Source organism: Kushneria sp. EE4 (assembly GCF_977968315.1).
In genome coordinates, this window is record NZ_OZ386212.1 from 2,106,545 (window position 1) to 2,126,590 (window position 20,046).

General features: G+C 62.9%; 19 protein-coding genes. 12 read left to right on the forward strand and 7 right to left on the reverse strand.

Annotation, left to right across the window (positions count from 1 at the left end; translation table 11 throughout):
• Positions 1 to 38: 38 nt before the first annotated feature.
• A complete protein-coding gene (locus ACXMYO_RS09705) occupies positions 39 to 944 on the reverse strand; it encodes a LysR family transcriptional regulator (protein WP_457808565.1) in 906 nt (301 codons plus the stop codon).
• Between the two features lie 119 nt (positions 945 to 1,063).
• Here ACXMYO_RS09705 and ACXMYO_RS09710 point away from each other — a divergent pair, with 119 nt between their 5' ends.
• Both ACXMYO_RS09710 and ACXMYO_RS09715 read left to right on the forward strand, forming a co-directional pair.
• On the forward strand, positions 1,064 to 1,957 hold the full coding sequence (locus ACXMYO_RS09710; RefSeq protein WP_457808566.1) for an alpha/beta fold hydrolase: 894 nt from the start codon (positions 1,064 to 1,066) through the stop codon (positions 1,955 to 1,957).
• Positions 1,958 to 1,990: 33 nt separating this feature from the next.
• Complete coding sequence (locus ACXMYO_RS09715; RefSeq protein WP_438764314.1) at positions 1,991 to 3,070, forward strand: tartrate dehydrogenase; 1,080 nt, start codon at positions 1,991 to 1,993, stop codon at positions 3,068 to 3,070.
• Positions 3,071 to 3,186: 116 nt separating this feature from the next.
• On the opposite strand, the gene ACXMYO_RS09720 is transcribed toward ACXMYO_RS09715, so the two are convergent.
• Positions 3,187 to 4,830, reverse strand: coding sequence for a methyl-accepting chemotaxis protein (locus ACXMYO_RS09720; RefSeq protein ID WP_457808567.1), 1,644 nt, complete (start codon positions 4,828 to 4,830; stop codon positions 3,187 to 3,189).
• Between the two features lie 135 nt (positions 4,831 to 4,965).
• On the opposite strand from ACXMYO_RS09720, the gene ACXMYO_RS09725 reads away from it, so the two are divergent.
• Entirely contained in the window at positions 4,966 to 5,499 is a 534-nt protein-coding gene (locus ACXMYO_RS09725; protein ID WP_457808568.1) for a lipocalin family protein, read from the forward strand.
• 25 nt (positions 5,500 to 5,524) lie between these two features.
• On the opposite strand, the gene ACXMYO_RS09730 is transcribed toward ACXMYO_RS09725, so the two are convergent.
• Positions 5,525 to 6,103 carry a TetR/AcrR family transcriptional regulator gene (locus tag ACXMYO_RS09730; RefSeq protein WP_457809483.1) on the reverse strand — a complete coding sequence of 193 codons (579 nt, stop codon included), beginning with the start codon at positions 6,101 to 6,103 and terminating at the stop codon, positions 5,525 to 5,527.
• A 141-nt stretch (positions 6,104 to 6,244) separates the two neighbouring features.
• Between ACXMYO_RS09730 and ACXMYO_RS09735 the strand changes: the two genes are divergently transcribed.
• Positions 6,245 to 6,592 carry an SMR family transporter gene (locus tag ACXMYO_RS09735; RefSeq protein ID WP_438764321.1) on the forward strand — a complete coding sequence of 116 codons (348 nt, stop codon included), beginning with the start codon at positions 6,245 to 6,247 and terminating at the stop codon, positions 6,590 to 6,592.
• A complete protein-coding gene (locus ACXMYO_RS09740) occupies positions 6,574 to 6,894 on the forward strand; it encodes an SMR family transporter (protein ID WP_438764323.1) in 321 nt (106 codons plus the stop codon). Before ACXMYO_RS09735 ends, ACXMYO_RS09740 begins: the two co-directional genes overlap by 19 nt.
• A 15-nt stretch (positions 6,895 to 6,909) precedes the next feature.
• Here the strand turns inward: ACXMYO_RS09740 and ACXMYO_RS09745 are convergent, their stop codons facing one another.
• Complete coding sequence (locus ACXMYO_RS09745; RefSeq protein WP_457808569.1) at positions 6,910 to 8,160, reverse strand: ABC1 kinase family protein; 1,251 nt, start codon at positions 8,158 to 8,160, stop codon at positions 6,910 to 6,912.
• A 62-nt stretch (positions 8,161 to 8,222) separates the two neighbouring features.
• Positions 8,223 to 9,134, reverse strand: coding sequence for a cation diffusion facilitator family transporter (locus ACXMYO_RS09750; protein WP_438764326.1), 912 nt, complete (start codon positions 9,132 to 9,134; stop codon positions 8,223 to 8,225).
• A 97-nt stretch (positions 9,135 to 9,231) separates the two neighbouring features.
• Here ACXMYO_RS09750 and ACXMYO_RS09755 point away from each other — a divergent pair, with 97 nt between their 5' ends.
• The 5 genes from ACXMYO_RS09755 (at position 9,232) to ACXMYO_RS09775 (ending at position 13,508) form a co-directional block, all read left to right on the forward strand.
• Complete coding sequence (locus tag ACXMYO_RS09755) at positions 9,232 to 10,245, forward strand: succinylglutamate desuccinylase (RefSeq protein WP_457808570.1); 1,014 nt, start codon at positions 9,232 to 9,234, stop codon at positions 10,243 to 10,245.
• A gap of 124 nt (positions 10,246 to 10,369) precedes the next feature.
• Positions 10,370 to 11,143, forward strand: coding sequence for an ATP-binding cassette domain-containing protein (locus ACXMYO_RS09760; protein WP_438764328.1), 774 nt, complete (start codon positions 10,370 to 10,372; stop codon positions 11,141 to 11,143).
• 16 nt (positions 11,144 to 11,159) lie between these two features.
• Positions 11,160 to 11,864, forward strand: a complete 705-nt coding sequence (locus ACXMYO_RS09765; protein ID WP_438764329.1) for an ABC transporter permease subunit — start codon at positions 11,160 to 11,162, stop codon at positions 11,862 to 11,864.
• The gene (locus ACXMYO_RS09770; RefSeq protein WP_457808571.1) at positions 11,864 to 12,589 is read left to right on the forward strand and encodes an ABC transporter permease; all 726 of its coding nucleotides are present in this window, start codon (positions 11,864 to 11,866) and stop codon (positions 12,587 to 12,589) included. Before ACXMYO_RS09765 ends, ACXMYO_RS09770 begins: the two co-directional genes overlap by 1 nt.
• Positions 12,590 to 12,716: 127 nt before the next feature.
• The gene (locus tag ACXMYO_RS09775; RefSeq protein WP_457809484.1) at positions 12,717 to 13,508 is read left to right on the forward strand and encodes a transporter substrate-binding domain-containing protein; all 792 of its coding nucleotides are present in this window, start codon (positions 12,717 to 12,719) and stop codon (positions 13,506 to 13,508) included.
• A 101-nt stretch (positions 13,509 to 13,609) separates the two neighbouring features.
• On the opposite strand, the gene ACXMYO_RS09780 is transcribed toward ACXMYO_RS09775, so the two are convergent.
• Both ACXMYO_RS09780 and ACXMYO_RS09785 read right to left on the reverse strand, forming a co-directional pair.
• Positions 13,610 to 15,073, reverse strand: coding sequence for a carbon starvation CstA family protein (locus ACXMYO_RS09780; RefSeq protein ID WP_457808572.1), 1,464 nt, complete (start codon positions 15,071 to 15,073; stop codon positions 13,610 to 13,612).
• A 277-nt stretch (positions 15,074 to 15,350) separates the two neighbouring features.
• Positions 15,351 to 16,310, reverse strand: coding sequence for an alpha/beta hydrolase fold domain-containing protein (locus ACXMYO_RS09785; RefSeq protein WP_438764334.1), 960 nt, complete (start codon positions 16,308 to 16,310; stop codon positions 15,351 to 15,353).
• A 136-nt stretch (positions 16,311 to 16,446) separates the two neighbouring features.
• Here ACXMYO_RS09785 and ACXMYO_RS09790 point away from each other — a divergent pair, with 136 nt between their 5' ends.
• Together ACXMYO_RS09790 and ACXMYO_RS09795 are read left to right on the forward strand one after the other, a co-directional pair.
• Complete coding sequence (locus ACXMYO_RS09790; RefSeq protein ID WP_457808573.1) at positions 16,447 to 17,481, forward strand: FAD:protein FMN transferase; 1,035 nt, start codon at positions 16,447 to 16,449, stop codon at positions 17,479 to 17,481.
• 135 nt (positions 17,482 to 17,616) lie between these two features.
• Positions 17,617 to 19,998 (forward strand): esterase-like activity of phytase family protein, encoded by a 2,382-nt coding sequence (locus ACXMYO_RS09795; RefSeq protein WP_457808574.1) that lies wholly within the window; start codon positions 17,617 to 17,619, stop codon positions 19,996 to 19,998.
• Positions 19,999 to 20,046: the final 48 nt, after the last annotated feature.

Sequence of the window (20,046 nt, forward strand, 5' to 3'; positions counted from 1 at the left end):
CCACCGACCGACGCCCGTTATTCAGCCCGGTATCGAGGTCATGGCAGGGGCGGCAGCCGCTCGGCCAGCCCTTCTGTCATGGCCTCGATGAACCGGGCGATTCGTTCGGGAACAAAGCGCTGCTGGCGATGGATCGCCGTAAAATCCATGCGCGGGGTCTCGAATCCCGGCAAGAGTCTTTCAAGCGAGCCCTGCGCCAGCGGCTTCTGGACCTGCCACCAGGAGCGATAGATCACACCGTGGCCGGCCATGCCCCAGCGCGTCACGCTCTCCCCGTCGTTGCTGCTCATCGTGCCGCTGACCCGTACGCGGCGCTCCTGCCCGTCCCTGATAAAGCGCCAGTCATCAAAGCCCGCCTCGCGCTCGCGTACCACCAGACAGTTGTGATCGGCCAGCGCCTCCGGCGTTGCCGGTCGACCGGCGCGCGCCAGATACGCCGGGGAGGCACAGGCAATGCGACGACTCGCCAAAAGCCGTCTGGCCCGCAGCCGGGAGTCCGGTGGCGGCCCCACAATAATGGCGATATCCAGATCATGGGCCAGCAGATCACGCGGATAGTCGCTTAAATCCAGCAGCACCTCGACATCCGGATGTTCGCGGGTGAACTGCTCGATCAAGGGCGCCACGTGCGCCCGTCCGAACCCGAAGGTGGCGTTGACCCGCAGCTGGCCGGACAGCGCGTGGCGCTGGGCGCCCAGTGACGCCTCCAGCTCATCGAGCTCCTGTAAAAGCGAGGCGCCCCGCTGCAGGTAGTGTTCGCCTTCTCCGGTCAGAGCGAGCCGCCGCGTGGTGCGGCGCATCAACTGCACCCCGAGTCGCTTTTCCAGACCGGCCAGGCGCTTGCTCACCGCTGACAACGACAGCCCCAGCGCCTGCGCGGCCTGCGTCATTGACGCATGCCGGGCCAATACCTGAAAAAAGTGCAGATCGCTGATGGCCTTCATGACCGCCCCCTGTCGATTATCGACTTTTATTCAATAATCAATTGCATGATGACCTGATTATAAACCTCAAACGATCCTCTAGAGTAATCACCATGAGCCACCCGGTGCAGGAGCCTGCCATGCTCGAGAGATTCAAGGTCTTTGATCTGGACGTGAACGGCGTCACGCTCCACGGACGTGCCGGCGGTAGCGGCCCGCCTCTGCTGCTGCTGCATGGCCATCCGCAAACGCATGTCATCTGGCACCGGGTCGCCCCGGAACTGGCGGATCATTGTCACGTCGTCATGGTGGATCTGCGCGGCTACGGCCACTCATCAAAGCCGCCGGGCGATGCCGAACACGTCACCTACAGCAAACGTGTCATGGCCGAAGACATGGTGGCACTGATGAACGCGCTGGGGTTTGAGCGCTTCGCGGTGCTGGCCCATGACCGCGGGGCCCGCGTGGCGCATCGGCTCTGTCTGGACCACCCGGAGCGCATCGAGCGCGCCATGTTTCTCGACATTGCCCCGACACTGGACATGTACGAGCGCACCGACCGCGCCTTTGCCAGCGCCTATTTCCACTGGTTTTTGCTGATTCAGCCGGCCCCGCTGCCCGAGCAGCTGATCGAGGGCAACCCGCGCGCCTGGATCGACGGTGTGATGGGCAATCGCCACGCGGGGCTGACCCCCTTTGCCCCCGAGGCGCTGGACGCTTATCGCGAGGCGATGGCACTGCCTGGCACGGCGCACGCCATGTGCGAGGACTACCGCGCGGCCAGCACCATCGATCTTGAGCATGACCGCATCGACCGCGACCTGGATCATCGTATCGCCTGTCCGCTCCGGGTGCTGTGGGGCGAGCACGGCGTGATCGAAAAACTGTTCGACCCGATGGCGCTGTGGCAGGCGTGCGCCAGTGATGTCAGCGGTCGCGCCCTGCCCTGCGGTCACTATCTGCCCGAAGAGTGTCCCGACGAGATCATCGACGAGGCGCTGGCCTTTTTTAACGCCCCTCGAGGCGCCGCCTGATCACCACAGGCTGAACATTACAAGGAGAGTCTCATGAGCCACAACATTGCAGTCATCCCCGGCGACGGCATCGGCAATGAAGTCATGCCCGAAGGCGTTCGCGCTCTGGAAGCCGCCGCACAACGCTTTGATCTGGATCTGAAGTTTACCGATTTCGACTTTGCCAGCTGCGACTATTTTGATCGCCACGGCCAAATGATGCCCGATGACTGGCGCGACCGGCTCGGCGGCATGGATGCGATTTTTTTCGGCGCCGTCGGCATGCCCGAGCGCGTGCCGGATCACATTTCGCTGTGGGGGTCGCTTCTGCAGTTTCGTCGCGCCTTTGATCAGTACGTCAATCTGCGCCCGTGCAAGCTGATGCCCGGCATCAAAAGCCCGCTGGCAGGCCGCGCGCCCGGTGATATCGATTTCTATGTGGTGCGTGAAAATACCGAAGGCGAGTATTCAAGCGTCGGCGGCAGGATGTTTGAAGGCACCGACCGCGAGGTAGTGATTCAGGATACGGTCATGACGCGCACCGGCATTGATCGCGTACTGAAGTTTGCCTTTGAGCTGGCCATGACCCGGCCGCGCAAAAAGCTCACCTCGGCGACCAAGTCCAATGGCATCTCGATCACCATGCCCTACTGGGACGAGCGCGTGGTGGAGATGGCCAAAGGCTACCCGGACATCAATGTCGACAAGTTCCATATCGACATTCTCACCGCCAACTTCGTGCTGCATCCGGACTGGTTTGACGTGGTCGTGGCCAGCAACCTCTTCGGCGATATCCTCTCGGATCTGGGCCCGGCCTGTACCGGCACCATCGGTGTGGCCCCTTCGGCCAATATCAACCCGGAAGGCCTTTTCCCGAGCCTGTTCGAGCCCGTCCACGGCAGCGCCCCGGATATCTTCGGCAAAGGGATTGCCAACCCGATCGGTCAGATCTGGTCGGCGGCGATGATGCTCGAGCATCTGGGCCATCAGGCGGCCGGCAAGGCAATGGTGGATGCCATCGAGCGCGTGCTGGCGGCAGGCCCGGAGAATGCTCCGCTCACACCGGATCTGGGCGGCCGCGGCACCACCAGCGAACTGGGCGAGGCCATTGCCGAGGCAATCAAGGCCGGTTGATGGAGAATCGTCGCGGCGGCTCGATTGCCGCATAACACAGCGCCACTGCTGCCATAAAAAAGGGCCGCATCACGATCGTGATGCGGCCCCTTCGCTGTCAGGCACAACCCCATGGATCAGATGTTAAAGCGGACCACCGACTGATACAGGCGTCCGGACTGCTCTTCCAGCGAGGAAGCAGCCGCTGCGGCCTCCTCGACCAGCGCCGCGTTTTGCTGCGTTACCTGATCCATCTGGCTGACGGCCTGGTTGACCTGCTCGATACCGCTGGTCTGCTCCTTGGAGGCCGCGGCGATCTCGGCCATCAGGTCGTTGACCCGGCGCGAGCTCTGGGTAATGGTCGCCATGGTGGCATCGGCTTCATCCACCAGTGTGGTGCCGCTGGCCACCTGCGCCACCGAACGCCCGATCAGGCCCTTGATGTCGCTGGCAGCTGTCGCCGAGCGGCTGGCGAGCTGGCGAACCTCACCGGCCACCACCGCAAAGCCGCGACCCTGTTCACCGGCACGCGCGGCCTCGACGGCCGCATTGAGGGCCAGCAGATTGGTCTGGAAAGCAATGCTGTCGATCATGGTGATGATTTCACTGATCTTGCTGGAGCTTTCGCGAATCTCGCCCATGGTTGCCACGACGCGCTGGATCACTTCACGGCCGCCGTCCATTTCACTGGAGGCCGTCTGGGACAGCCGCGTGGCCTGAGCGGCGTTGTCGGCATTCTGGCGCACGGTAGCGGTCAGCTCTTCCATGCTGGCGGCCGTCTGCTCCAGCGAGGCGGCCTGCTGCTCGGTACGCGCTGACAGGTCATTGTTACCGGCAGCGATTTCACGTGCGCCCACGTCGATCGACTCACTGGCCTGACGAATGCTGGCGATGGTGCCGGCAAGCTCGGCGCGCATATGCTCGATGTGATACAGAAGACTGGTCCTGTCATCGCCACGCAGGTCAAGTCGAGTCCCCAGTCGACCCGCCGAGATTTCACGCACACACTCGATGGCATAGGCCGGCTCGCCGCCCAGGCCGCGGTAGATGCTGCGAGTCACCAGCAAAAACGCCACGGTCAGCGCCGCACCGACAGCCACGAGCAGTCCAAGGTACTGCAAAAGCTTGCCCAGAAAGGCGCTCTGGATATCATCGGTATAGACGCCCGCCGCCAGGTTGATCTGCCAGGGCGCAAAACGCTCGACATAGCCCAGCTTGGGCAACAGATCACTGCCGTTGGCATCGCGGGAGTCGTAGTTCACAAATCCGCTGCCACTGGCCAGCGCCTTTTTCAACAGCTCGCCATAGACGGCCACGCCGTTGGGGTCGGTATAACCGGACATGTCTTCACCCTTCTCGCGACGCGGGTGATACAGCACGTGGGCACGGTCATCAAAGGCAAAGATATAGTTCTGGCGATCATCACCAAAGCGCATGCCACTCAGCGCATCAATGGCGCGACGCTGCGCTTCGTCCTGACTGAACTCACCGGCACTGGCGCGCTCCTGGTATTTTTCAAGCAGGGTTTCGGCAATCCCGACGGTCGCTTCCAGGCCGCGTTCACGCTCGTCAAACATCATGCTGCGCGCATTCCAGGCCATGCTGGTGACCAGCACCAGCAGCCCGACCCACATCAGGGCCAGAATGGCGAACATCTTCTTTCTCAGCGTCCAGCTGCCAAGACTGAATCCGGCGCGATGACGCTGCGTGGTTTTCGCATTGTGGTGAGAAGCCGTGGACTCCCCCGGTGTCATTTCCGTCCAGCCTGCCTGCGACGCCATGTTCATTCTCCTGCGGGGCCTGTGCCCATAACCTGCACCGTAGTGGCGCGACTCATGCACAACATCGGCTGACAGGGGCTAGACTTGAGGTGGCATCAATATATGCCACATCCATTTTACCGGCGGGAGCACGACATGCCTGACATGGCCGATCTGAAAGGGTTACTGGGAAGTCTGGCAAGCGCCATGGGCGGCGAGACGGGGATTCCGAAAGGGTGCCGAGCAGTTGAAGGATTTGAGCTCGAGCGCTATCTGGGCCTGTGGCATGAAATCGCCCGTCTGGATCACAGCTTCGAGCGCGGCCTTGAGCAGGTCACTGCGCACTACGCGATGCGTGACGACGGCGGCGTGGCGGTCACCAACCGCGGCTTCAACCCGGATGACAACGAATGGGATGAGGCCGAAGGCAAGGCGTACTTCGAAGAGGGGCCGGAGATCGGCCGTCTGCGCGTGGCCTTTTTTGGCCCGTTTTACGCCGGCTACAACATCCTCTGGCTTGATGATGACTACGAACACGCCGTCGTGGCCGGCCCCAATCATCACTATCTCTGGCTGCTGGCGCGCACCCCTGACGTGGACCCGGCCATGCTGGATCGAATGGATCAGATCGCTCGGGACAACGGCTTCGATACGCAGGCGCTGATGAGGGTCTCGCACTCGGTGTCGTAAACCGTTTTGCGACGCTCCGGCACGCTCAATCGGCGCCGATGCCGGCCCGGAAGACGCGCCAGACGCTGGCCAGCCGCTGGTCGAACGTCTGGCGATCATAAAGAAAGCTCTCGCTGAAAAGCCCGTCGATGACGCAGTAGGTCATCGCGATGAAATCGGCCCTGGAAAGATCCTCGCGCAGCACCCCCTGCGCAATGCCCTCCTGGAAGGCGCGTTCCAGCAACACATCGATGGCGGTTTCGCTGTCCCGGCTGATCTGCTTGAGCGAGGTGGCAAGCGAGGGCGGCGGAAACAGCAAAAAGCGTTTGTAGAACACACCCTTGCCCGAATCAAAGATGAAGTCGCTACAGGCGTGCAATAGCGCCTGGAGGCGATGGTCGACCTTTTCCTCACCGGCAAGACTGTGCTCGATGACCTCGAGCATCTGCGCCTCGACCTCTTCCACCAGAATCAGAAAGAGCGCTTCCTTGCTGGCGAAGTGGCTGTACAGCGACGGCGTTCGAATGCCCACCTCCCGCGCAATGGCCGACAGCGGCGTGGCCTCGTAGCCCTGCTCGGCGAAGAGTCTGAGACCGGCTTGCCTGATACGCGTTTCGGTATTGATGACGGTGCCCCTTTAAGTGATGTGTCCAGGGATTGAAGTGATGTTTCCGGGGTTGCCGCAGCGTGCGGACCGGATTAGACTAACTAACGATCGTTAGCTTAACAACCCTGCACGCTATTTTCCCGCAGAAGAGAGGTTTTCATGGCATCAAAATGGTGGTTGATGCTGCCGGCCACGATGTGTGAGATCGGCTGGGCGCTGGGCGCCAAGTACGCGCAGGGGCCTGTCGAGTGGCTGGCCACCCTGGCGCTGGTGACCCTGAGCCTGGGGCTGGCCACCTGGATGGCCCGTACTCTGCCGACCACCACGGTCTACACCGTGTTTGTAGGTCTGGGCGCCATGGGCACCGTACTGGTGGACATCGCCTTTCTGGGCGCGCCGTTCAACGTGCTGACGGTGATATTGATCCTGACCCTGCTGGCCGGCGTGGTCGGTCTCAAGCTCTACTCGTCCAATGACAAGGAGGCCTCATGTACTGGCTCGCACTGATCGTTTCAGGGCTTTTTGAAGTGGTCGGCGTGACCGGTATCGAGAAGTTCAACCGCGGCTCACGCCGACAGGGCCTGGCCATGCTGGTCATCGGCTTCGGGCTGTCGCTGGGGTTTATCTCGTTTGCCATGCGCGAGATCAGCCTGGGGATCGCCTACGCCGTTTTCACCGCCATCGGTACGGTCGCCAGTGCCCTTCTGGGCATGCTCTTCTGGGGCGAGTCGAAAAGCCCGATCCGCGTGGGCTTCATCGCGCTGATCATCGCCTCGGTGGTCGGGCTCAAGCTGGCCTCCGGCAGTTAGTGGCGAAGCCCGTCGTTACTTTTCCTCCCGCGCCCAGGCCAGCAGCGGCCGGGTGCGGGCATGCATGTCCAGCCGCGCCTTGAGCCGCACCATGTTCCAGTAGTGGCCGTTGAGCGTGCGTGACAGCAGCATGGTATCGGCCGGCGGCTGCAGGCGATCCATCGCCGACCAGACCCGCGGGCTGATTTCACGCAGGCGGTAGTGAATGCGCGCGTCGCTGAAGTCCTGCTCGCCGGGTTCAAACAGCGGCTGCATGGCGGCGGCCGATTCACGATACAGCGCCAGCGGCGCGCCCTCCCCCTGGCGTCCGCCCATCGAGCGCAGCGCCTCATCCATGCCCATCGGGTCATCTTCGATCGCCGCGCCCAGCAGCTGCATCATCGAGCGAAGCCGCGCCTCGGGAATGTCGATCACCGCGCCCAGATCGTAGACGATCAGCCGCCCTTCCTCGTCGGTGGCGAAGTTGCCGGCGTGCGGGTCGGCATGCAGCTCGCGATGGGTAAAGAGCTCCTCGGTGAGCCAGTCGCCCAGATTGGCCGCCAGCTTTTGTCGTACCGTGTCATCCAGCGATTCGGCCTCGCGCATGGGGATGCCCGGTAGATAGCGCATTGCCAATACGCGGTCGCCGGAGTACGCCGCCAGCGGCTCGGGAAAGCGCAGACCATCGTTGTCGGCGTAGCGCGTGCGGTAACGGGTCAGCGCGTCGAACTCGGCGCGATAGTCGAGCTCCTTGCGCAGACTGTCGGCAAACTCGTCAAACATGGCGTCAAGACGGGCCTGGGGGACCTTCATCCAGCGCATCAGACGCATCATGCGCCGTACCTGTACCAGATCCTGCTCGAGCACGCGCTCAAGACCCGGATACTGCACCTTGAGCACCAGCGTTTCGCCGTCATGGGTGGTGGCGCGGTGCACCTGCCCCATGGAGGCGCTGGCAAAGGGCGTGGTCTCGATATCGGCAAAGGCGGCTTCAAGGTCGTCAAACTCATCGACCAGGGTGCGGCGAATGTCCTCCCACGGCATGGGGCGGGCCTGGCGCTGCAACCGGGCCAGCTGCTCGGCCAGGGCCGGGGGCAGCAGGTCGTCCCACTGCGCCATGATCTGGGCCAGCTTCATGGCCGGGCCCTTGAGCTCTGACAGCTCGTTGAAAAGCTGCTCGCCGAGTGCCTCCCAGCCGGCGTCACGCCCCATGCGCGAGCGCAGCAGGGCGCCGCCGGTGCGCGCGCCCATGCCCAGCATCCTGCGCGTTCTGCCTCGCTCTCTCATCAACGTGACTCCTTTCAGGCGTTCGTGGTGACGTGACATCACGCCGTGTTTGACTGTCCGGGCTACATCCAGCGCTCATCGGCGGTAAAACAGACCGTGAACCAGCGGTTGTGCGGTGCAATATCCAGCGCCGCACCAATGTGTGTGCGTATCTCATCCAGACTCGCCACGCCTTCACGCGCGGCAAACTCCGGCGTGGTCAGAATGTGGATCTCGATGAAGTGTCCGCGTCCGGTACGTGCTACATGACTGTAGTAGTGTCTGACCCCTTCGCGCTGCATGACTTCCGCCATGACCTCGTGTACCTGCCGGTCCAGCTCGCGCGGCGCCATCAACAGCACCTCCTTCATCGCCCGGATCACGATGCCGACGGGCACGGGCAGAAAGCACAGGGTCAAAACGGCCAGCAACACCACATCCACATAGGGCGTGTAGATGGCCCAGGCCGTGCGCTCGATGACAAGCGACAGCGCAAACGCCACGATCAGCGTCGAGGTGATCAATCCGGCCATCAGCCAGCTCTGAGCATCGATGCGAATGAAGACCGAATCGATACGGGCGTTGACGCGCCGCTCCATGCGATACATGGCAAAACAGATCACGGTCACCACCACGGCATAGCCCAGCGCCGGGCCAAAATCGAGCGCATGACCGCCCTTGATGATGCCCTGTACGGCGTTGAGAAAGGCGTAGAGACATAAAAGCGTCAGAATGGCGCCGTTAAGCGCCGCCACCAGCGGCTCCAGATGCCAGAATCCGTGCTGGAATCGATCACTGCTCTCCCGCACGGCCAGACGTGCCACGAAAAGCGACAGCGCCGACATGACCGAGTCGATGGCCGAGAACATGCCATCGAACAAAATGGACTCCGACCCCGACAAAAGACCAAAGCCGATCCCCAGAATCGAGACACAAAGCGTTGCTGCAATCGAGCGTTTAAGAGTCTGCTGCTCCAGCCGGGCATCCATGGTCATTCTCCGAAATAGTCCCTGTCGCCATTGATGTCTGGCATGACGGCTGCGCCTTTGGCTTACACTACACGATGCAGACCACAAAAGACGGGGAGCGGACATGTCGCTGAGCGATTACTTTGCGGATTTCATCGCCGCCGATGAGCTGACAGCGTGGTCCGACAGCGCTGCACTGCCAGGCGTTGCGGTCACCGAACATGCTCCGGGCGTTCTGGCCCTGGTGCCCGAGGCGCTCGAACCCGGCGTGGAAGCCACCATTATCTCCGCCGGCATTCACGGCAACGAGACCGCCCCGATCGAGCTGTTCGGCGAACTTTTGGCCGCACTCGATGCCGGGCAGCTGCGCGTGGGGGCGCCCACCCTGCTGATCATGGGCAACCGCCGCGCCATCGCCGGAGGGCAGCGCTACATCGACACCAATCTCAATCGGCTCTTTCGACGTGACACGCTCTTGCGTGACGACGACCGCTTCGAGTGTCAGCGCGCGCTCGAGCTGATGCAGGCCGTGGACCGTTTCATGACAGATGTCACCGGGGCCGTGCTGCATCTGGACATGCATACTGCCATCCGCGACAGCCGCTACCCGCGCTTTGCCATTGAGCCCTTCAGCGACACGCCCACGCCGGATAACCTCTGGCAGCACCTGGCCGGGGCCGGCATTCAGGCCGGGCTCTCCCAGCATCAGCACAGCTGGACCTTTTCCCACTACACGCGCCATTACCATGGTGCACAGGGCTTCACGCTGGAGCTGGGGCGCGTGGCGCCCTTCGGCGGCAACGACCTCGAATCGCTCGCACCGATGCTCGATTTGCTGCGCGCACGACTCGCCGGGGCCGGCGCTCGTCCGCCGGACAACGCATCGCTCGTCCGCTTTGACGTCATCGATGAAATCATGCGCGAAAGCGATGACTTCCGCCTGTGTTTTGCCGAGGACATCGCCAACTTTACCGAATTCGCCCCGGGCAGCCCTCTGGCAGTCGATGGCGCACGCGGAGAGTGGGTCGTCAAGGAGGCGCCGGTGCATGTCGTGTTTCCCAATGCCCGGGTTGAACGCGGGGCACGCGCCCTGCTGCTGGCCCGGCCCGTGGTGCAAACGCCGCCCGGCGCCGGATGATCCCATCAAACGGGCGCGCGCCGGTCGGGCCTGTTAACATGCGCCGCCAAACACCTCGGGTCGCTACACACAACGGCCTGTCGCATGATTTCACACCACAAGTGACAACCTTCAGGAGAGTGCCTTGGCCGACGCCTCCATTCCGCTGATCGTCAGCGATATCCACAAACGCTTTGGCGACAATGAAGTACTCAAGGGCATCTCGCTGGAAGCCAGAAAGGGCGATGTCATCACCCTCATTGGTGCCTCCGGTTCGGGCAAGAGCACCTTTTTGCGCTGCATGAACCTGCTCGAGCGCCCGGACAGCGGCGAAATTGCCGTCCACGGCGAGCCGATCAGCTTTCGCCAGACCCGCCACGGGCGCGAACCGGCCGACCGGGCCCAGCTCGAGCGTATCCGCACGCGGCTGTCGATGGTCTTTCAGAGCTTCAACCTCTGGGCCCACATGACGCTGATCGCCAACGTCATCGAGGCGCCCATCCACGTGCGCGGTGTTCCAAAGGCCCGCGCCCGGGAACAGGGCATGGCGCTTCTGGAACGGGTCGGCCTGGCCGACCGGGCCCATTATTACCCGGCCCAGCTCTCGGGCGGCCAGCAGCAGCGCGGCGCCATCGCGCGGGCGCTGGCGATGGAACCCGAAGTCATGCTCTTTGACGAGCCCACCTCGGCGCTCGACCCCGAGCTGGTCGGCGATGTGCTCAAGGTCATGCGTGAGCTGGCCGACGAAGGCCGCACCATGATCGTGGTCACCCACGAGATGGACTTTGCCCGCGACGTCTCCAACCAGGTGGTCTATCTCCACCAGGGCATGGTCGAGGAGCAGGGCAACCCGGCGGAGGTGCTGACCAATCCGCGTTCGCCGCGCCTGCGCCAGTTCCTCGCCCCGCGCGGACGTTAACCCCAGGGAGACTGCCATGATCGATTTTCAGGGCTATGGCCCCCGTCTTCTCGAGGGCGCCCTGCTGACCCTTGAACTGGCCGTGCTGTCGCTGTTGCTGGCGGTCGTGCTGGGGCTTTTGACCGCCAGCGCCCGCCTGTCGCGGCTGGCCGTTTTGCGTCTGCCGGCGATTGTCTACACCGTCATCATTCGCGGCGTGCCCGACCTGGTGCTGATGATGCTGCTGTTTTACGGCGCCCAGATCGGTATCAATGCGATCACCGACATGATCTACGACCGCTGGGGCTGGGACATTTTCATCAACGTTGACCCCTTTGTGGCCGGCGTCATCACCATCGGACTGATCTTTGGCGCCTACATGGCCGAAACCTTTCGCGGCGCCTTTCTGGCGGTTGATCAGGGTCAGGTCGAGGCGGCCGAGTCCTTTGGCATGAGCAGCTGGCTGCTGTTTCGCCGCATCCGCTTTCCGCTGATGATGCGCCACGCCCTGCCGGGGCTTGGCAACAACTGGATGGTGCTTTTGAAAACCACCGCGCTGGTGTCGATTATCGGACTGTCCGACATGGTGCGCGTGGCGGCAGAAGCCACGCGGGCGACCCACCAGACCTTTTTGTTCATGATTCCGGTGGCGCTGGGCTATCTCGCCATCACGTCCGTGTCGGAAATCGTGATGCAGTGGCTCAAAAAGCGCTATAACGCCGGATTCGAGGAGACGCCGTAATGCAGGAACTGCTGCAGTCCCTCGCCCCCTGGCTTGATAACAACGCCATCTTTACAGCCTCAACGCTTGCGCAGTACTGGGACGGCTTCGTCAATACCGTCCAGCTGGTCTTTATCTCGCTGGTGCTCGGCCTGTTTCTGGCCGTGCCGCTGGCGATCGGCCGCGCCAGCCCGAGCCGGATTCTCAGCAGGAGCATCTGGGTCTACACCTGGGTGTTTCGCGGCACGCCGCTTTTGATCCAGCTCTATATTGCCTACTACGGCCTGGCCTTTATTCCGGGCGTGCAGGGCAGCATTGTCTGGCCACTGATCAAGGACCCGCTCTATCCGGCGCTGCTGGCGTTTTTGCTCAACACGGCCGCCTACACCACCGAGATCTTTTATGGCGCCATCAAGGCCATGCCGCGGGGCGAACTGGAAGCCGCGCGCGCCTACGGCATGTCACCCATGCTGGCCTATCGCCGCATCATCCTGCCCAGCGCCCTGCGCCGCGCTTTGCCGGCCTACGGCAACGAAGTCATCTTCATGCTGCATGCCAGCGCGATCGCAAGTGTTGTGACCATTGCCGATCTCACCGGGGTGGCCTACAACATCTACTCGCGCTACTACGCGCCCTTTTCGGCGTTCATTTTCGTGGCGCTGTGCTACATGGTGCTCAGCTTTTCGATTCAGGGCGTTTTCAGACTGCTGGAAAAACGGATGCTGGCGCACCTCAGACCCCGCTGAGACGCTAAAGTACCACCATGACCGTTCCTTACATGCTGTTACAGCGCTTGCATCCACCGGGGTGGTCATGGTGATAATCCAGCGTTGCCCCGCGACGCCGGGCGGTCCTTTAAAAAGAGAGACAATGATGAAAAGACTACTGACGGTTTCACTGCTGGGGGCAGCCATCGCTGCCGGCTCGGCGCAGGCACGCGATTACGATACGGTCCGCATCGGTGTGGATATTCCCTACGTCCCCATGGAGTACCGCACGCCGTCCGGCGAGCTGGCAGGCTTTGATATCGAGCTGGGCAACGCCCTGTGCGAGCAGGCAGGCCTTGAGTGCAACTGGGTGGAACAGGGCTGGGACGGCATCATTCCCGGGCTCATGTCGCGCAAGTTCGACGCCATCATGTCTTCGATGACCATCAACGACGAGCGTCGCCAGCAGGTGCTGTTCTCCGACCCCTACCTGGTACCGCCGTCTGCGTGGTTTGCGCCCACCTCGACGGATCTGGCAGGCGTTGACTCCAGTGATCTCAAGGACAAGAGCATCGGCGTTCAGCGCGGCACCGTGCAGGACAACTACGTGACCGATGAGTTTGGTGACGTGGCCAATATCCAGCGCTATGCCAGCGCCGATGACGTCGCCGTGGATATGGAAACCGGCCGTCTGGATATCGCCTTTCTGGACTACCCCACCGGTCAGGCCGCGCTGCTCAAGGGCGGCGAATACAAGACCCTGGGCGAGATGATGACCGAGCCGAAAGAGTACTTTGGTGACGGCTTTGGTATTGCCTTTCGCCAGCGCGATGAGGCGCTTGCCGACAAGTTCAACGAGGCACTTGCCACGCTGAAGTCCAACGGCACCTATGACGAGATTCACGACAAATACTTCAACGAAGACGGCACCAACGCCCCGCAGCCGGATCAGGAGTAACCTGCGCCCCGCGGCCATCGTGTCATCGTGTGTTGAACGAAAAAGGCCCCGTCGGTGACGGGGCCTTTTTTATGCGCCTTTACAGCATATTGTCCTGCCGATCAGACCGCGCCGGCAAGCGTTGCGCCTTGTGCACCGGGCTCTGCCGGTTCATCGACGGCAAAGATGCCGCCCGACAGCCGGCGCACTCGCTTGATGAACAGCGCCAGCGCCACGGCCGTCCCCAGTGCGGCCACGATATAGGCCGTGGTCAGGGGCAATCCAAAGCCGATCGGCGCCCAGGCGATGTAGGTAAACGTCGCCATGGTCATGAACAGCGCCGGCAAAAGCGTCAGCCAGTAGGGCTTTTTGGCCAGAATCAGATACATGGTGGCGACCCAGAGCGCGATGACCGCCGTGGTCTGATTGGCCCAGGAGAAGTAGCGCCACAGCAGCGTGAAATCCATGTGCGTCAGGCCGTAGGAGATCACAAACAGCGGTGCGGCGACCATGATGCGCTTGGCGATCGGACGCTGCCCGATGTGGAGATAGTCGGCAATGATCATGCGCGCACTGCGAAACGCCGTATCGCCCGAGGTGATCGGCAGCACGATCACGCCCAGCACCGCCAGCGTACCGCCCACGGCGCCCAGCAGATTGACCGAGACACTCTGCACCACGGCTGCCGGCCCGCCCTGCGCCAGCACCTGAGAGAGGCTGCTGTCACCGTGGAACAGGCTCATGGCCGCCGCCGCCCAGATCATGGCGATCACGCCTTCGGTAATCATCATGCCGTAGAAGATCTTGCGACCGTTGTTCTCATTGCCGGTGGTGCGCGAAATGATCGGCGTTTGCGTGGCATGAAAGCCCGACAGCGCCCCGCAGGAGATGGTCAGAAACAGCAGCGGGAAGATCGGTGCACCTTCCGGATGCATGTTGGAGAAATTGAGCTCCGGAATCGGTGCGCCACGCACGATCATCATGAGGCCGATACCGGCGGCGCTGAACACCAAAAGCGCCCCGAACCACGGATAAATTCGCCCGATCACCTTGTCGATGGGCAACAGCGTGGCCAGCAGATAGTAGGCAAAGATCGCCAGCGTAATGACGGTCAGCGACACGGGCAGCATGTTGGCCAAAAGCGTCGCCGGCGCGGTCACGAACACGGTGGCGACCAGCAGCAGCAGCAGCAGCGCGAAGAAGTTGACCACATGCTTCATCACCCGGCCCAGAAACTTGCCGGCCAGCTGCGGCAGGTGCGCGCCGTGGTTGCGAATCGAGATCATGCCGGTGAGATAGTCGTGCACGGCGCCGGCAAAGATGCAGCCCACCACGATCCAGATAAAGGCCACCGGCCCATACAGCGCCCCCAGAATCGGCCCGAAGATCGGCCCGACGCCGGCGATATTCAAAAGCTGAATCAGCGCGTTGCGCTTGGTGCCCATGGGCAGATAGTCGACGTCATCGCGCAGCGTGTGTGCCGGTGTGGGACGGCGGTGATTGGATTCGAAAACGCGTTCCACAAACTTGCCGTAGGTAAAATACCCCACTACCAGCAGCACAATCCCTGCCAGAAAGGTCACCATATCGATATGCTCCTTGACCCTTGCGCACGCGACATCCCGGATCGATCCGATCCGGTGAGTGCGGCCACGGTCGCCTGTGAGGTTTTTGTAACCCGCAGAGCTTATTCACACGTCGTAGACGCCAACAGATGGACCTTGGTTTTATAGACCAAGGTCGCAGTCAGTAAGCGTCAGTCGTTCTGGTCTGGCATAACGCGAACATCAACAGAGGGACCCTGGTGCGGTCGACCAGGGTCGCCGTCAGGCAGCGCTGATATCGTGATGGCTAAAGCGGGGTTCAGCCGGCGGGCGCGACCAGCACACGACGCAGCCAGGCACCGCATTCGTCGATGGCCTGGTCGGCCTGAACGTGCTGGCCGAGCCGGCGAATAAAGGCGTGAATCATGCCGTAGTAGTGGCTGTGACGTGTGAGCACGCCCTGCTCGGCCAGAAGTGCGGCGTAGTGCGCGCCCTCGTCACAGACCGGATCGAACTCGGCTGTCATGACCAGCGCCGGCGGCAGGTCGGCCAGATCACGACGCGCCAGCAGCCCATTGAAGGGGTGGGCGCGCGCCGCCTCATCCGGCAGGTACTGCTCGATATACCAGTCACGCGCCTCGCGGGTGAAGCCGTAGCCGCTGGCATTGCGCGCCAGCGAGTCGACCCCCTCGCGCTGCAGATCCAGCATGGGATAGAGCAGACACTGCCCGCGCAGCGCCGGGCCGCCTTCATCGCGTACCCGCAGGGCCGTCAGCGCCGCCAGCAGCCCGCCGGCGCTGTCACCGGCCAGTGCCAGTCGCTCGCCGTCACCACCGAAGTTGCCGGCATGACGCCCGATATAGCGCACGGCCGCCAGCGCATCGTCCGGTGCGGCCGGAAAGGGGTGCTCGGGGGCGAGGCGATAATCGACAAAGGCGACGATGGTTTTTGAAGCGCGACACAGCGCGCGACAGATCACGTCATAGGTGGCAAGCGAGCCGGTCACGAACCCGCCGCCATGGAAAAACACCGTCACCGGTCGCGGTCCGCTCGAGCCATGCACGATGGGATAATAAAGCCGCAGCGTCATGGCCCCGGCAGGGCCTGGAATGGCCAGATCCCGGATCTCCGCGACCGGATACGCCAGCGGCGGGCGCTGCATTTTCAGGTTGGCCTGATCGGCGATGGCGCGACGCTGGGCAACACTCATGGCGCTGACATCCGGCGCCCTGTCGGCCGCTTCCTGCAGCCAGCGTCCAAACTGCGAATCCAGTGGCATATTCCCCTCCCGTGACGTGGCGACAAGCCCTCAGCGTAACCTGAATGGAGCTGCGCGTCGCGATGACGCACAATGGATGGCTGGTTCACCCCTGTCATGATCGTGAACACGACTTCATTTCCGTCAACGGTTGCTCATGAACACACGCGCGCTTGCCCCCGTCCCCGCCCTGGTTGCTGCTCTTTTGCTGATCGGCTGTGACCGCGTCCCCGAGCTCGAACTGGCTCAGGGTGAAGCGCAGGGCACCACCTATCACGTCAAATGGTGGGCCGAGGATGCCCCGGCCCATGATGACATCGAAGCAGATCTGGCCGGCGTTCTGACACGGATCGATGAGGAAATCTCGACCTATCGCGACGACTCCTGGATTTCACGCTTCAACGCCAGCCGCAGCACCGACTGGCAGGATGCCCCGCAGGACGTCATTCACCTGCTGCGTATTGCCCGACAGGTCCATGCGCGCTCGAATGGCTGCTATGACCCGACGGTCGCCCCGCTGTTTGCCCTGTGGGGCTTTCAGAATCAGAATTTCAGGGTGCCGTCAGAACATGAGATTGGCGAGGTGATGGCCCATACGGGCCTTGAACATCTCGAGATCGATGCCGATCAGCAGCGCATTCGCAAGACGGTCCCTGAGCTTTCCATCGATCTCTCCTCGATGGGCGAAGGCCACAGCGTGGATCGTATCGCCGAGATGCTGGAGTCCCACGGCATCGACAACTATCTGGCTGAGCTGGGCGGTGACATGCGCATTCGCGGCGCCAAACCCGACGACGCGCCCTGGCGCGTGGGCATCGAGGCCCCGGCCCCCGGCGAGCGCCGCGCCGGCAATATTGTCACCGTCAACGACCCTGAGGGGCTCTCGCTCAATACCTCCGGTACCTATCGCCGCTACTTCGACGATAGCGGCCACGCCTATGGCCACATCATCGACCCGCGCAGCGGCACACCCGCCACGCATGATCTGGTCTCGGCCACCGTCTTTGGCACCGAGGCCGCCGTCAGCGACGCCTGGGCCACCACCATGCTGTGCCTGGGGCGCGAGGAAGGCACTCTGGTGGCCGACCGGGAGGGGCTGCCGGTCTATCTCATCGAACGCCACGGGGACAACGACTTTACCGACAGCCGCACGACCGCTCTCAAGGAGAGCCAACAACTCACGCTGGAATAGGCACCAGGGCCAATCCATGGGTAACGCAAACGCCGCATCGCGTTACCCATCGATAACCGGATCGCCATCGCACTGCCATGACGCGTACCAATACTCAAGCGGTGTTCTTCTGCCCCACCACCGCCAGGAGCTCCCATGACCGCCTCGACCCCGGATATCCGCGTTGCCACCTACAACGCCGCGCTCAACCGTGACAGCGCCGGCGCGCTGCATGACGACCTGATCAGCGGCGACGCTCAGGCGCGCGATATCGCCGCTGTCATCCAGCAGTCCCGCCCAGATGTGCTGTTGATCAACGAGTTCGATTACGACCCCGCGGCGGCCGAGCTCTTTCGCGAGCACTACCTGGGCACGTCTCAGGGTGACGCGCCGGGCATTGATTACCCCTACATCTTCAGTGCCCCGGTCAACACCGGTGTCGCCTCGGGCGTGGATCTGGACGGCAGCGGCGAGGCGGTGACCACACCCGGCGCACCGGGTTACGCCGATGACGCACTGGGGTTCGGTCAGTTTCCCGGCCAGTACGGCATGCTGATGCTGTCGCGCTACCCGCTTGAAAGTGATGACATCCGCACCTTTGGTGACTTTCTCTGGAAGGACATGCCGGGCGCGCGACTGCCGGACAATCCGGAGACCGCTGACACGGGCGACTACTACTCGGATGCGGCACTGGACGTGCTGCCGCTCTCCTCCAAGAGCCACTGGGACATCCCGGTCAACGTCGACGGCGAGATCCTGCACCTGCTTGCCTCGCACCCCACCCCGCCCAGCTTTGACGGCCCCGAGAATCGCAACGGCCTGCGCAACGCCGACGAGATCCGCCTGTGGGCCGACTACGTCACGCCCGGCAAGGGTGACTATCTCGTGGATGATCAGGGCCGCAGCGGTGGCCTGGAGGCCAGCGCACGCTTCGTGATTGCCGGCGATCAGAACGTGGACCCGCTGGATGGCGACAGCCTGCCGGGTGCCGCCCAGCAGCTGCTGGGGCACCCCTTGATTGCCGCCGGTCTCACACCCGCCAGCGAGGGCGGTACCGTTGCCTCCCTTGAACAGGGCGGCGCCAACGCCACCCACCGCGGCGACCCGCGCTTTGATACCGCCGACTTCAACGACGAGGCCCCCGGCAATCTGCGCGTGGATTACGTGCTGCCCTCGGACCAGGGCCTGACCCGGCTGGATGGCGGCGTGTTCTGGCCGGTCGAGGGTGAGACGGGTTACGAACAGGCAGGCGCCTCCGATCACCGTCTGGTATGGGCCGATCTCGCCATTGATGGCAGTGACACGCAGGTACAGGACATCGAGTTCATCGGCCAGACCGCCTTTGACAGCGGCACCGAATTCCAGAACACCACCCTGGGCGGGCTGTCGGGGCTGACCCGCGATCCGGTCAGCGGCGAATATCTGGCCATCTCCGATGATCGCAGCGAGTACAACGATGCTCGCTTTTACAGCCTGCGCATCGATCTGGACGACGGCGCGCTTGGTGATGGCGATGTGCGCCTGACCGATGTCACCACCCTGCGCCAGCCCGGCGGTGCCCCCTGGGCGGCCGGCGAGATCGATCCCGAAGCGATCGCCATCACGGCGGACGGCACGCTCTATATCGCCTCCGAAGGCGACAGCAACCAGCGCATCGACCCCTTCGTCAATCTGTTTGCCCGCGACGGCGAGCAGATCGATGCCATCGAACTGCCGAAGATTCTGAGCCCCGATGGTGACGGCAGCTGGGGGGTTCGCAACAACCTGGCGCTGGAAAGCGTGACCCTGACGCCCGACGGAGAGCACCTGTTTACCGCCACCGAAAACGCCCTGGCCCAGGACGGCCCGGCCGCAGCGCTGGATACCGGCAGCCCGTCGCGCATCCTGAGCTTTGATCCCGACACTGGTGAGGCACTGGGACAGTATCTCTATCCGGTCGAGCCCACGCCGCAGGCGCCTGTCGAGGGAGATGGGTTCTCGACGAACGGGCTGGTGGAGATGCTGGCCCTTGATGAGCACCACTTGCTGACGCTGGAGCGCGGCTTTGCCGAAGGCGCCGGCAACGATATTCGCCTCTACGAGATCGATCTCTCACGGGCCACCAACATCAGCCATCTCGACAGCCTCGAAGACGCTACCGGCACGGTGCGTCCGGTCCAGAAAACGCTGCTGACCAGTCTCAACGACTACGGGTTCGAGCCGGACAACGTCGAAGGCATGACGTTTGGCCCGGCACTGGCCGATGGCCGCCAGAGCCTGATTTTGACCTCGGATGACAACTTCAGCGACACCCAGAGCACTCAGTTCATTGCGCTGGCGTTTGATGAAGCGGGCGCTGACGAACCCGCCCCGCCGGCATTCGGCGAGGCGTTCAGCCTGCTGCCAGCAGCCCTCCACCCCGCCGCCATCATGGCCTCGCTGATGGGCGATATTGCCGCACTGCCCGGCGGGGCTCAGGCCATGGGGATGTTGGGTGATCAGGCATCTACTGTCCTTTCAGGCATCGCCGACAGCAGCGACTGGCCAATGCCGGCCTGAATACAGCCTCTTTTTGCCATGCTGGTGTGGCTCAATGGCCATGACAGG